General features: G+C 75.0%; 15 protein-coding genes. 5 read left to right on the plus strand and 10 right to left on the minus strand.

Annotation, left to right across the window (positions count from 1 at the left end):
- The first annotated feature begins 26 nt into the window (after positions 1–26).
- Complete coding sequence (locus ACFVYI_RS12755) at positions 27–239, plus strand: DUF6126 family protein (RefSeq protein ID WP_387884164.1); 213 nt, start codon at positions 27–29, stop codon at positions 237–239.
- A 53-nt stretch (positions 240–292) separates the two neighbouring features.
- Here the strand turns inward: ACFVYI_RS12755 and ACFVYI_RS12760 are convergent, their stop codons facing one another.
- Positions 293–1744 carry a PLP-dependent aminotransferase family protein gene (locus tag ACFVYI_RS12760; protein WP_387884167.1) on the minus strand — a complete coding sequence of 484 codons (1452 nt, stop codon included), beginning with the start codon at positions 1742–1744 and terminating at the stop codon, positions 293–295.
- Positions 1745–1883: 139 nt separating this feature from the next.
- Positions 1884–2345 (minus strand): carboxymuconolactone decarboxylase family protein, encoded by a 462-nt coding sequence (locus tag ACFVYI_RS12765; protein WP_387884170.1) that lies wholly within the window; start codon positions 2343–2345, stop codon positions 1884–1886.
- Positions 2346–2439: 94 nt separating this feature from the next.
- On the opposite strand from ACFVYI_RS12765, the gene ACFVYI_RS12770 reads away from it, so the two are divergent.
- The gene (locus tag ACFVYI_RS12770; protein ID WP_387884172.1) at positions 2440–3345 is read left to right on the plus strand and encodes a sigma-70 family RNA polymerase sigma factor; all 906 of its coding nucleotides are present in this window, start codon (positions 2440–2442) and stop codon (positions 3343–3345) included.
- Between the two features lie 406 nt (positions 3346–3751).
- Positions 3752–4273 carry a hypothetical protein gene (locus ACFVYI_RS12775; protein ID WP_387884175.1) on the plus strand — a complete coding sequence of 174 codons (522 nt, stop codon included), beginning with the start codon at positions 3752–3754 and terminating at the stop codon, positions 4271–4273.
- 94 nt (positions 4274–4367) lie between these two features.
- On the opposite strand, the gene ACFVYI_RS12780 is transcribed toward ACFVYI_RS12775, so the two are convergent.
- Positions 4368–5171 carry an NRDE family protein gene (locus ACFVYI_RS12780; protein WP_387884177.1) on the minus strand — a complete coding sequence of 268 codons (804 nt, stop codon included), beginning with the start codon at positions 5169–5171 and terminating at the stop codon, positions 4368–4370.
- Between the two features lie 232 nt (positions 5172–5403).
- On the opposite strand from ACFVYI_RS12780, the gene ACFVYI_RS12785 reads away from it, so the two are divergent.
- Positions 5404–5880 carry a carboxymuconolactone decarboxylase family protein gene (locus tag ACFVYI_RS12785; RefSeq protein ID WP_387884180.1) on the plus strand — a complete coding sequence of 159 codons (477 nt, stop codon included), beginning with the start codon at positions 5404–5406 and terminating at the stop codon, positions 5878–5880.
- A 9-nt stretch (positions 5881–5889) separates the two neighbouring features.
- Positions 5890–6702 carry an isocitrate lyase/phosphoenolpyruvate mutase family protein gene (locus tag ACFVYI_RS12790; RefSeq protein WP_387884182.1) on the plus strand — a complete coding sequence of 271 codons (813 nt, stop codon included), beginning with the start codon at positions 5890–5892 and terminating at the stop codon, positions 6700–6702.
- A 144-nt stretch (positions 6703–6846) separates the two neighbouring features.
- On the opposite strand, the gene ACFVYI_RS12795 is transcribed toward ACFVYI_RS12790, so the two are convergent.
- The 7 genes from ACFVYI_RS12795 to ACFVYI_RS12825 all read right to left on the minus strand — a co-directional run bounded on the left by ACFVYI_RS12795 (position 6847) and on the right by ACFVYI_RS12825 (position 12379).
- On the minus strand, positions 6847–7104 hold the full coding sequence (locus tag ACFVYI_RS12795) for a hypothetical protein (RefSeq protein ID WP_380577223.1): 258 nt from the start codon (positions 7102–7104) through the stop codon (positions 6847–6849).
- Positions 7105–7148: 44 nt separating this feature from the next.
- On the minus strand, positions 7149–8255 hold the full coding sequence (locus ACFVYI_RS12800; RefSeq protein ID WP_387884184.1) for a cytochrome P450: 1107 nt from the start codon (positions 8253–8255) through the stop codon (positions 7149–7151).
- Positions 8219–9715 carry a cytochrome P450 gene (locus ACFVYI_RS12805; RefSeq protein ID WP_387884187.1) on the minus strand — a complete coding sequence of 499 codons (1497 nt, stop codon included), beginning with the start codon at positions 9713–9715 and terminating at the stop codon, positions 8219–8221. Before ACFVYI_RS12805 ends, ACFVYI_RS12800 begins: the two co-directional genes overlap by 37 nt.
- A complete protein-coding gene (locus ACFVYI_RS12810; RefSeq protein WP_360633658.1) occupies positions 9712–10281 on the minus strand; it encodes an ATP/GTP-binding protein in 570 nt (189 codons plus the stop codon). Before ACFVYI_RS12810 ends, ACFVYI_RS12805 begins: the two co-directional genes overlap by 4 nt.
- A 76-nt stretch (positions 10282–10357) precedes the next feature.
- A complete protein-coding gene (locus tag ACFVYI_RS12815) occupies positions 10358–10705 on the minus strand; it encodes a DUF742 domain-containing protein (RefSeq protein ID WP_360633433.1) in 348 nt (115 codons plus the stop codon).
- Positions 10702–11115, minus strand: a complete 414-nt coding sequence (locus ACFVYI_RS12820) for a roadblock/LC7 domain-containing protein (RefSeq protein ID WP_387884190.1) — start codon at positions 11113–11115, stop codon at positions 10702–10704. The genes ACFVYI_RS12815 and ACFVYI_RS12820 overlap by 4 nt, the downstream gene beginning before the upstream one ends.
- Entirely contained in the window at positions 11099–12379 is a 1281-nt protein-coding gene (locus tag ACFVYI_RS12825) for a sensor histidine kinase (protein ID WP_387884253.1), read from the minus strand. The genes ACFVYI_RS12820 and ACFVYI_RS12825 overlap by 17 nt, the downstream gene beginning before the upstream one ends.
- Between the last annotated feature and the right edge of the window lie 33 nt (positions 12380–12412).

The following is a 12412-nucleotide window of genomic DNA, read 5'->3' on the forward strand; positions in this document are numbered from 1 at the left end:
GTCAGAACTCCTGGAGGAGATCTCCCATGGCTGATCCCACCACCACCGCCGGCGCCGCCACCGTCACCGCCGATGCCACCGCCGGGGCCGTGGCCCCCGCCGAGGCCCCCAAGACCGTCGACGCCGGCAAGTGGGCCAACCGCCGGGTCGGCATCCGGGTGCTGATCTACATGGTCGCCACCCACGCCTTCGCCGGCTTCATCATGCTGCTCTTCGAGCTGGGCAACCGGAACAAGTAGCCCTCCCGGAAGGGCTGTTCACCCAGGGCGGGTGCCGCCGGGGCCCCGCCCGGTCAGGCCGTCCGCAGCAGCCCGCAGAGCGCGTCCAGGGCGGCCGGGAAGAGGCGGTCGGGCGGGGTGGCGTAGCCGACCACCAGGGCCGGCGGGGCGTCCGGGGCGAGCGCCGGATCGGCCAGGTGCCAGGAGAGGCCGGTGACGGCCAGTTCGAACTCCTCGGCACGGGCCAGCAGTTCGACCTCCGACGGTGCGCCGGGCGGCAGTTGCAGGACGGCGTGCAGCCCGGCGGCGATGCCCGTCACCCGGACGTGCGGGGCCCGTTCGGCGAGCGCCGCGACCAGTGCGTCCCGGCGCCGCCGGTAGTGCAGCCGGCAGCGGCGCACATGGCGGTCGTAGGTGCCGGAGGTGATCAGCTCGGCGAGGGTGAGCTGGTCCAGCGCCGGGGACATGGTGTCCGCCAGTTGCTTCAGCCGGGCCACCGGCTCGACCAGGGCGTCCGGCAGGGCGAGCCAGGCCAGCCGCAGGCCGGGGGCCAGGCTCTTGGCCGCGGTGCCCGCGTAGACGACCCGCTCGGGATCGAGCGCCTGCATCGCGCCGAGCGGCTGCCGGTCGTAGCGGAACTCGCCGTCGTAGTCGTCCTCGATCACGTACCCGTCCTGCTCGCGCGCCCAGCCGACGGCGGCCGACCGGCGTTCGGCGGCCAGCGCCGCGCCGGTCGGGTACTGGTGGGCGGGGGTGAGCAGGACGGCCGCGTCCCGTCGGGCGCCGAGCAGGTCGGTCCGGGCGCCCGAGCAGTCCAGCGGCAGCGGCGCCGGGGTCAGCCCGGCCGCCCGGACCATCTCGCGCTGCGGCGGCAGCCCGTACCCCTCGACCGCCAGGGTGCGGGTGCCGCGTGCCCGCACCGCGCCGCGCTCGCGCAGCGCGGTGCAGAGCAGACCGATGCCCTGGGTGAACCCGGAGCAGATCAGCAGGTGGTCGGGGTCGGTCCGGACCCCGCGCACCCGGGCGAGGTAGTCGGTGAGCGCCTGCCGCAGCTCGATCCGCCCGAGCGGGCTGCCGTAGTCGAAGGCCTCGTGCGGCGCGGTGGCGAGTGCCCGCCGGGCGGCGCTCAGCCAGGCGGTGCGCGGGAAGAGCGAGACGTCCGGCCGTCCGGGCATCAGGTCGTACCGGGCCGTGCGGCGCCCGCGCGGCAGCTCGGCCGCGCGCCGGCCGGGCGGCCGGGGCGTCGTCCGCCCGGCCACCGTGGTGCCCGACCCCTGCCGCGAGGCGAGCCACCCCTCGGCCGTGAGCTGCCCGTACGCCTCGACCACGGTGTTGCGGGCGATCCCCAGGTCCTCGCCGAGCGCCCGGGACGACGGCAGGCGCGTCCCCGGGGCCAGCCGCCCGTCCTGCACGGCCTCCCGCAGCGCGTCCTCCAGGGCCGCCCGCAGGCCGATCCCCGCAGCCCGCCGCCCGCTGAGGTCGAGGTGCAGATCGCCGCCGAAGGCGGTCCAGGAGGTGGTGCTCATGGGCGGGAGGGGCCGATCCGTGCGGGGCGCTGGGCCGTCCGGGCTTCTGTCCGTACGGGATTATCGTCGCAGCGCCGCAGGGGCCGCGCGGCGGCGGTTTCCCGCCCGCCGCCGCGCCGGGGCGCCGGCGCCCGCCGGGTCAGCCCCAGGTCGCGCCGGCGGGCTCCTGGACGGTGGCGTTGAGACGGTTGAAGAGGTTGGTCAGGCCGATCATCAGAAGGATCGCGGAGAGCTGCTCCTCGTCGAAGTGATCGGCGGCCTCGTCCCAGACCGCGTCCGGCACGGCCTGCCCGGAGCGGTCGGCCAGCCGGGTGGCGGCCTCGGTCAGGGCGAGGGCGGCGCGCTCCTCCGCGGTGAAGAAGGGCGCCTCGCGCCAGGCGGCGACGGAGTGCAGGCGCTCGTCGGTCTCGCGGGCCTTCTTCGCGTCGGTCACGCCGGCGAACACGCAGGCGCTGCAGCCGTTGATCTGACTGGCCCGCAGATGCACCAGTTCCGTGATCCGGGGCGGGACGCCGCCCTGGTGCACGGCCTTGTGGATGTTCTGGATGCCCTTCATCGCGTCGGGCAGGACCATGGCGGGGTTCTTCATCCGGGCGGTCACGGTGACTCCTCCGTCGAGTGCCCGAGTGCCTTGCGCGCCGGGCCGGTTATCGTCCTTCACTGCACCGACGGATCGCGAAGCGAGGATGTGACAGGTGAGCGGGAACGAACTTCTGGCCCGGCGGTTCGAGGAGCACCGGCCCCAGCTGCGGGCCGTCGCCTACCGGATGCTGGGCTCGCTCAGCGAGGCCGAGGACGCCGTGCAGGAGGCGTGGCTGAAGCTGGACCGCTCCGACATCGGCGCGGTGCGGAACCTCGGCGCCTGGCTCACCACCGTGACCGGCCGGGTCTGCCTGGACCAGCTGCGCTCGCGCACCGCGCGGCGGGAGGACCCGCTGCCCGGCCAGGACGGGCAGGAGGGCCCGGTCCGGCTGCCCGATCCGGTGGTCGGAGCCTTCGGGGCGGTCGACCCGGAGCAGGAGATCCTGCAGGCCGACTCGGTCGGGATCGCGCTGATGATCGTGCTGGACACGCTCGCCCCGGCCGAGCGGCTCGCCTTCGTGCTGCACGACCTGTTCGCCGTGCCGTTCGACGAGATCGCGCCGGTCCTCGGCCGCACCTCCGCCTCCACCCGGCAGTTGGCCAGCCGGGCCCGCCGCCGCGTCCAGGGCGCCGCGCCCGCCCAGGACGGCGACCTGACCCTCCGCCGCGAGGTGGTGGAGGCCTTCCTCAGCGCCGCGCGCGGCGGTGACTTCGAGGCCCTCCTCGCGGTGCTCGACCCCGAGGTCGTGGCCCGCTCCGACGGCGGCGCCCTGCGGCCGAGCGTGTTCCGGCGCGGCGCGGCCGAGGTCGCCTCGCAGGCGATCACCTTCGCCCGCTTCGCCCAGGACGGCCGCCCGGTGCTGGTCAACGGCTCGCCCGGGGTGCTCGCCCTCGCCGACGGCAAGCCGCTGTCGCTCATGGCGTTCACCGTCCGGGGTGGCCGGATCACCGCGCTCGACATCCTCACCGACCCGGAGCGCCTCGCGCGGCTCGACCTGGGGGCGCTGCTCGGCGACTGAGCGGACGGCGGGGCGGCAGGCGCACCGGCGTGCCTGCCGCCCCGGTCGGCGCGGGGTGCCCCGCCGAGTCGTGCGCGGACAGAGTGTCTGCCAGGTACTGACCGGTTGCGCCTCCAGTCGTCCCGACGTGCCTTGCCGAGGTCGCCCGCACGGCTGAGCCGGTTCACGGGGCCGGTCCGGTCTCGTCACAGCGCGGCCGGAGCGGGGCCCTCGGCGCGCGTGCGACGGTCGCACGCCTGCCTGCCTGCCTGCCTGCCGGGCTGACCAGAGGCAGAAGTGGCGACAGCTGCCGAACAGAGACTTAGAGTACTTGGCAGTAAAGGCTGGACAGGTCGACTGGCGGTCTGTCAGGATCGGTTCCGTCGCCGGACCGCAGGGTCGGCGGACACACCAGGGGAGGAATCACATGACGCAGGACAACCAGCCGCAGTTCGTCTCGGTGCCGGTGCCGAGCCAGTACGTCACGCAGGTGTACGCCTACCTCGCGGAGCTGACCGGCGCCACGGCGGCCACCGGGGCGGCCGCCGTCCCCCCGGTCGTCCCCCCGGCCGCGCCGGCGGAGGGTGGACCGGCGGACGACGGCCGACTCCCGGTCGTCGAATGGACCGTCGATGACTTCCGCCGGCTGATGATCGAGCCGCTGGGCTCGGTGCAGACGGTGGCCCGGGTGCTGGACATCCTGGCCGAGCAGCCGGACGCGCGGGTGAGCTACACCGCGCTGGCCACCCGGCTGGGGGTGGAGAAGAAGAGCCTGCAGGGCAACCTCGCCGCCTTCACCCGTGCGGTGCACCAGCACTACCGGCGCCGCAACTGGCCGATGACCTGGGTGGAGGCGCTCACCACCGAGCCGGGGCTCAAGTCGGAGTTCTTCTACACGGTGAACGCGACCCTCGCGAAGCGCTGGCTGGAGGCCCGCGCGCAGGGCTGACGCAGGGCTGACGCAGGGCCGAAACGCACGGCCGACAGCAGCAGGTGCGACCGGCTCGGTGCGGCGGGGGGCGTACGCCCGTTACTCCCCCCGTCTAACCGATCCGGCGCCAGCCGTCGCCGGGCGCACCCGGCTCCGTCACCGGCGCCCGGCCGAAGTCGTACCGCACCCCGTCGGGCCCGAAGGCGAGCAGCGATATCGAGGACGAGCTCCAGATCCGCCCGTCACCGAAGTCCCGCCGCTGGACCAGCGCCGCCGGATCGTCGAGCGCCAGGCCGTCGCCGGAGACGATCTGCAGCCACCCGCCCCACGCCTGCTCCGTCGTGGCGGGGCCGGGCATCGGCGCGGGCCGGGCGGTGGCCTCGAACCGGGCCCGGAAGTGCGCGGCCCGCGCGGCCATCAGTGAGCGGACCAGCTCGGACGCCGGCCGGTCCGCCGCCAGCCCCTCCAACCCGTCGTTGAGCACGACGCTCAGCCCGGACGGCAGCTCACGCTCCGTCAGCGTGCTGCCGCCCCAGGTCAGTACCCGCGCCCCGGCGGGGCCCGCGAGGACGAGGTGGAACGGGTCGTACCGCTCCAGGTCGACCCGGGCGAGCCCGCCGTCCCGCAGGGCGATCAGCGGCAGCTCCCCGCGGGAGAGCCGCGCCCCGGCGGGTGCCATCGTCCCGAAGCCGTTCAGCAGGCAGGCCGCCCCGGGGGCGTCCGTCCCCGCCGCCCGCGGTTCGACGGCGAGCCACGTCCCGCCCGCCGCCAGGTCCAGCCCACCGACGGCCGTGGGGTGCGCGGGCCAGTGGTGGCCCGGTGGGGACCACCGCCGCCCGGAGTACTCGTCCCGCACCGACAGCAGCAGTACGGGCACCGACGCCGACGGTTCGATGCTGACGAACGCGGTACACACGATCCTGACCCCCTGGCCTCGCCCACACCGGGCGGCCCGGCCGTACCGCCCTCCCCGCGATCCTCGCACGATCGTTCGCATCCGGGCAGGCCCGCGCCCTCCCGCCGGCCGCCCTCGCCGTGCCACACTCGGGCGGGCCGGGCAGTGGCTCCGCCCCTCGCGCAAGTGGCCCACGATCTCTCGGCCCGAATGTGCCAGGGAGACGGTCCACCCGGCCCCTAGGCTGGCCGGTATGACGACGACGAACGAGAACGCCACCGTGTCCGCCCCCGAGCAGCGGATCTCCCTCCCCGACCTCGCTCCCGACTTCTACAAGGCCATGATCGCCCTGGACCGCGCCGCCCGGCACGGGGTGGACCCGGTTCTGGCGGAGCTGGTCAAGGTGCACGCCTCGATGATCAACGGGTGCTCCTTCTGCATCGACATGCACTCCACGGACGCCCTGAAGAACGGCGAGGAGAACCACCGCCTGCTCTCCCTCCCGGCCTGGCGGGAGACGTCCTGGTTCACCGCCAAGGAGCGGGCGGCCCTCGCGCTGACCGAGTCGGTGACCCTGCTGACCCAGGGGCACGTGCCGGACGCCGTCTACAACGAGGCCGCCGAGCACTTCGAGCAGGCCGAGCTGGCCCAGCTGATCGCGCTGATCATCGCCATCAACTCCTGGAACCGGATCGGCGTGACCTCCCGCCTCAGCCCGGCCGCCAAGTAGGGTCCCGGCATGACGACCACTCAGCAGGACAAGGCCCGCGCCCTGCACGCCCTGCACCGCCCCGGCGAGCCGCTGGTGCTCGCCAACGTGTGGGACGCGGCGAGCGCGCGGCTGGTCGCCGGGGCCGGGGCCCGGGCCGTCGCGACGGCCAGCGCGAGCGTCTCCTGGACGCTCGGCAGTGCGGACGGGGACGCGGCCGACCGCGACGAGGTGCTCGCCCAGACCGCGCTGATCGTGCGCTCGGTCGGGCTGCCGGTGACGGCGGACCTGGAGAGCGGCTTCGGCGCGACGGCCGCCGAGGTCGGCGAGACGATCACCGCACTGCTGGCCACCGGCGCGGTCGGGGTCAACCTGGAGGACGCGGCGCGGCCCGCCGCCGAGGCGGCCGAGCGGATCGCGGCGGCCCGGGCCGCCGCCGACGCGGCCGGGGTCGCGCTCTTCGTCAACGGGCGCACCGACGTCTTCCTGCACGGGATCGGCGACCCGGCCGGCCGGCTGGACGAGGCCGTCGCCCGGCTGCGGGCCTACGTCGCGGCGGGCGCGGACGGCGTGTTCGTGCCCGGCGTGGCGGATCCGGAGACGATCGCCGCCCTGGTGGCCGCCGTCCCGGCGCCGCTGAACATCCTGGCCGGCCCGGGCTCGCCGTCCGTGCCGGAGCTGGCGGAGCTGGGCGTGGCCCGGGTCAGCCTCGGGCCGGGCCTGGCCAAGGCGGCGTACGCGGCGGTGCGCCGCGCCGCCGAGGAGGTGTACGCCGGGGGGACGTACGCCGCGCTCGACGGCGGGCTCACCTACCAGGAGCTCAACGCCCTCGCGGCGGGCTGAGCCGGAGCGCGCTCAGGGCCGACACCCGGTCCGCGTCCGAGGGCCCGGGTGCGAGAGCCCGCGTCCGACGGCGTGCACCCGGGGACGGGCGCCCCGCGCGAGCGCCCGCACCCCGGTGTACCCCGGTGCACCCCGCGCGGGCGCTCAGCCGATCTGCCCGCTGAGGCCCGGGTGGGTCATCTGGTTGGTGCCGATCGCCTCCACCTCCTGGGCGGTGTGCCCGACCAGCGGGAGCTTGCCCGCCTCGTGCAGGGCGAGGTCGGTGGGGGAGAGGTTGAGGCCGCTGGAGAGCCCGTCCAGGGCGTCCGGCGACGTCGCGGTGGAGGTCGTGGCCGACGCGGCCGGGGCGGCCAGGGCGAGGCCTGCCATGGTGAGGGCGGCCAGGGTCGCGAGTTTCTTCATGGAACCCCCAACGACCCGGCCGCCCTCAGGTCACCGCGGCGGCGTCACACCGTCACCCGCAGCGTCTTCACGCTGTTGCTGACGAACGACCCGATCGGCTCCGTCACAGCCCCCTCGGCCAGGGCGAGCCCGGGGAAGCGGTCGAACAGGAACCGCAGCGCCGTCTCGGCCTCCATCCGGGCGAGTCCGGAGCCGAGGCAGAAGTGCGGGCCGTGGCCGAGCGAGAGGTGCCGGTTCGGCTGCCGGGTGATGTCGAAGCGGTCGGCGTCGGCGTAGTGCCCGGCGTCGCGCCCGGCGGCCGCGTACGAGGCGAGCAGCGCCTCGCCGCGCCGGATCACCACGTCGCCCACCGCGATGTCCTCGGTCGCGTACCGCAGCGGGAACTGGCCGACCGGCGAGTCGTAGCGCAGCGTCTCCTCGACCACCGCGGACCACGGCTGCTCCCCGTCGAGCACCAGCCGCAGCTGGTCGGGGTGGGCGAGCAGGGCGCGGACGGCGTTGGTGATCAGGTTGAGGGTGGTCTCGTGGCCGGCCACCAGCATCAGCAGCAGCGTGCCGACCAGCTCCCGCTCGCTGAGCCGGTCCCCGGACTCGCGGGCGGCGATCAGGTCGGTGGTCAGGTCGTCGCCCGGTTCGGCGCGCTTGGCCTCGACCACGGAGGCGAGCAGCGCGTGCAGCCCCTGCTGGGCGGCGATCGCGGCCTCGGGGGTGGCGGAGCTGGAGACCAGGGTGTCGGAGAGCTCGTGCAGTTCGTCCTGCTGCTTGGGCGGCAGGCCCAGCAGCTCGCCGATGACCTGCATCGGCAGCGGGTAGGCGAAGTGCTCACGCAGGTCGAACGCGCCCGTCAGCCCGGCGACGTCGTCGAGCAGCGCCAGCGTGCGGGCCTCGACGGTGGGCTGGAGTTCGGCGACCCGGCGCGGGGTGAACGCCTGGGTGACCAGACCGCGCAGCCGCCGGTGGTCCTCGCCGTCCGCGGTGATCATGCCCGGCACGGTGACGAAGTTCAGCAGCGGCCAGCCCTTGGGCAGCCGGCCCTCGGTGAAGGTGGTCCAGAGCTGCGGGTTCTTGCCCACCCGGGGGTCGGCGAGCAGCTCCTGGAGGGTGTCGTGGTGGGTTATCGCCCAGACCACCACCCCGCCAGGGAGTTCCACCAGGACCGCCGGGCCGGCTTCCCGGAGTCGGGCGTTCTCTCCGTGCTGGTCCCGTCCGAAGGGGTCGAGCCGGACGGGCTCGGGCCGGTGGCCGGGTCGGTCGAGCTCAGGGGCGGCGGTGTCCATGACGGCCTCTCGGGGGCTGGCGGGCGGGGCGGGGTGAAGGCGCTGTAGAGCACCGGCAGGCCGACCAGGGCGCGCGACCAGGGCGACGGACGCCAGGCCAGGTCGCCCGGCGGTACGGCGAGTTGGAGGTCGGGGAGGCGGTGCAGCAGCGTCTCGACGGCGGTCTCGACGATGATCCGGGCCGGGTGCTGCGCCGGGCAGACGTGCTTGCCGGCGCCCCAGGCCAGGTGGGCCCGGTTGCCGCCGAGGGAGCCGTGCGCGGCGGACGAGGCGCCCTGGGCGGCCGGGTCGGCGTTGGCCGCGGCCAGGCCGAGCACGAGCATGTCGCCGGCGCTGATGTACTGGCCGCCGAGGACGGTGTCGCCGGTCGCCCACCGGCCGGGGAAGTTCTGCGTCGGCGGGTCGCGCCAGAGCACCTCCTCCAGCGCGTCGGCGACGGTGAGCCGGCCGCCGGTGAGGGTGGCCCGGAAGCGGCGGTCGGTGAGCAGCAGCCGCAGCGTGTTGCCGGTCCAGTTGATGGTGGTCTCGTTGCCCGCGACCATCATCACCACCAGGTGGTGCACCGCCTCCTCGTCGCTCAGCGCGGCCGGGTGGGCCAGCAGCCAGGAGGTGAGGTCGGCGCCGGGCGCGGCGCGGCGGCGCCGGACGAGGTCGACCAGGATCGCCTGGAACTCCGCGTTGGCGCGCACGGAGTCCTTGCTGCTGTCGACGAAGTGGCTGATCAGCTCGACCAGGTGCGGTCCGGCCTCGGCGGGCAGTCCGATCAGCTGGGTGAAGACCAGCAGCGGCAGCCGGCGGGCGTACTGGGCGACCAGGTCGGCGGTGCCGTCCGGGCCCCAGCTGTCGATCAGGGCGTCGGCGGCGGCCTCGGTGGTCTCGCGCAGCTGGCGGTGGTCGATCTGGGCCAGCGTGTCGGCGACCGCGGCGCGCAGCCGCTGGTGCTCGCCGCCGTCCAGGTTGAGCAGGGTGGGCCGCCAGGAGGTCATCGGCAGCAGCCGGGAGTCGGCGGCCAGCCGGCCTTCGGCGGGGACTCTCCAGCGGCGCGAGTCCTTGGAGAACAGCGCCTCGTTGCGGGTGAGTTCGAGCAGTTCGGGATAGCCGATCACCAGCCAGGCCTCGACCCCGGGCTCCAGCTCGATCGGCGCGACCGGGCCGTACTGGGCCCGCAGCCGGGCGTACAGGCCGTGCGGGTCGTCGGCGACGGCGGCGCCGTACAGCGGTGTCAGCGGCGCCCCGGCCGGCAGACCACCGCCGGCGTGCGCCGGGCAGCCCGGGGGTGGGGACAGCTGTCCGCCTCGCTGCCCGGCGGCCGTGCCCGGATCGGGAGTTGTCATCGCTGGAGCTCCAGTACGGCGGTGGAGTGCAGATGGTCGACGAAGTCGATCAGCAGGTCGTACGCGGCCCGGCGGTCCCGTGCGTCGCAGTACAGGATCGGTACCTCGGGCAGCAGGTCGAGGGCGGAACGCAGTTCGTCCTCGGGGTAACTCGGCGTGTCCGGAAAGGTGTTGACGGCCACCGCGAACGGGATCCGCTGCTCCTCCAGGCGGCCGAGCACGTCGAAGCTCTCGTCCGGGCGGCGCAGGTCCACCATCGCGATGGCGCCGAGCGCGCCGCGCGAGAGGTCGTCCCAGAGCGGCCAGAACCGCTGCTGCCCGGGGGTGCCGAAGAGGTACAGGGCGAGCCGGGGGTTGAGCGTGATCCGGCCGAAGTCCAGCGCGACCGTGGTGGTGGTCTTGCCGGGCCGCCCGGTGAGGTCGTCGATGCCGCTGCTGGCGGCCGTCATGGTCTCCTCGGTGCGCAGCGGCGTGATCTCGCTCAGCGCGCCGACCAGCGTGGTCTTGCCGACCCCGAACGGGCCGGTGACCAGGATCTTCACCGCGCCCTGGACGGACGGCGGCAGGTACTGCGGCTCGGGCGGCTGGGCCTGCGGCTGCGCCGGTGACCGCGGCTGCGCCTGCGGCTGGGCGGTACGCGGGTCAGCGGAGTTGGCGGAGGCCAACGAGCACCTCTTCCAGGAGGGTTGCGGGCAGGCGCTCGGCCTGCGGGACGGGCGGGAGCACCTGCACGGCGCCGAGGTCCCAGAGGTCGCCGACCAGGACCTTGACGACGCCGAGCGGCAGCCCGAGGTAGGCGGCCACCTCGGCGACCGAGAGCAGGCTGCGGCAGAGGTCCAGGATGCGCTGGTGCTCGCGGTTGAGCAGCGCGTCCTCGGGCAGTTCGGGCCGGTCGGCCACGGCGCTGACCAGGCTTTCGACGGCCAGCGCGGACCGCGTGGGCCGGCTCCGGCCACCGGTGATCACATAGGGCCGTACCGGCCCGTTCACCGCTGGCCCCCCGCCGCGTGATCGACCCGCGGCGGGCTGGTGAGATGGCTGCCGATCCGCTCGACCAGGACCTGCATCTGGTAGGCGACCAGGCCGGCGTCCACCGCCTCGCCGGTCACCACGGCCAGGTGGGCCCCGGCGCCGGCGGCGACGATGAAGAGGTAGCCGCCGCCGTACTCGATGACGATCTGGCGGGTGGCGCTGCCGTGGCCGCCGAAGCCCTGGGCGACGCCGCGGGCCAGCGACTGCAGGCCCGAGCACGCGGCGGCGAGCCGCTCGGCGTCCTCGCGCAGGATGCCCGCGCTGCGGCCGATCTCCAGGCCGTCGTTGGACACCACGACGGCGTGCTGGACCTCGGGGACGGAGATGATGTCGGCGAGCAGCCAGCCGAGATCAGGGGTGGTGGTCATGGAACTCTCCGAAGCGCTGGGGGAGCTGGGGGGAAGCGGGAAGGGAAGGGTAGGGCTGGGCCTGCGTCCGGGCGGCCGATCGGCCGTTGGCGGTGCCGGCCTGGAACATCGCCATGAACGTCCGGGCGTCCTGGGCCGACCGGTACGGCGGGGCGGGCGCCGGCGGGGGAGCGGCCGGCGCGGCATGGCGGTTGGCGCGGTCGCGCCGGTGGCTCCGGCGGGGCAGCGGCGGCGGAGCGGCGGGGCCGGCCGGCGGGGTCTCCACCAGGGGGTGGCCGGATGTCAGCGGGTGCCCGCCCGGGTACGGCGCGCCGGGGTTGCGGCGGGGGCCGGAGGTGAACGCCGGGTCGTCGGGGCCGAGGCCCGGGACGGTCGGCGGGAGCGGTTCGGTGAGCAGCGCGTTGGGCAGCAGCACCACGACCCGCACCCCGCCGTAGGGGGAGGGCGCGGAGCTGAGGGTGACCCGGAACCCGTACTGCTCGGCGAGCCGGCCGACCGCGGCCAGGCCCAGCTGCGGTACCTCACCGAGGCGGGAGACCTCCAGCGAGGTGCCGCCGGCCAGCGCGGAGGCGGCCTTGGCGACGGCCTGCTCGGGCATCCCGACACCGCCGTCGTCGATCTCGACGACGGCGCCGTTGTGCACGGGCATCAGCGTGACGAACACCTGGGTGCTGGGCGGCGAGTAGCGGGTGGCGTTGTCCAGCAGTTCGGCCACGGCGTGGATGAGCGCCTCGGCGGCGGCGCCGACCACGGCCGTCTCGATCCGGCTGCGGACCACCACCCGCTGGAAGGGCAGGATGCGCGACTGGGCGCCGCGCACCACGTCCTCCAGGGAGACCGGCTCGGGCCAGTGCCGCCCGGCCCGGGCCCCGCACAGGACGGCCAGGGTCTGCGCGAGGCGGGCCTGTTGGGCGGCGGCGTGGTCCGCCTTGAGCAGGCCCTCCAGCAGCGCCGGGTCGTCGTGGGTGCGTTCCATCTCGTCCAGCAGGGCCTGCTGGTCGTGCGCCATCACGAGGATCCGGCGGGCCACGCTGAGGAAGGCGCGCTGGGTGGAGGCGTTGAGTTCCTGCTCCTGCTGGACGGCCGCCAGCTCGCTGCCGCGGCGGGCGAGTTCGGTGGCGAGCTGCTCCCGCAGGCGGGTGTTGTCGCGTTGCTGCCGGTCGGCCCGGCGGCGCTGGGTGACGGAGACCGCGTGGTAGCGGGCGGCGGCCACGAGGGCGAGGGCGGCGAGAACGCCGGTTGCCGTTGCGCACCACTGAGTCATCGTCACGCGGCGAATTCTAGGGTGATGATCCTA

Origin of the sequence: Kitasatospora sp. NPDC058218 (genome assembly GCF_042882445.1) — a bacterium.
Lineage (GTDB): Bacteria > Actinomycetota > Actinomycetes > Streptomycetales > Streptomycetaceae > Kitasatospora.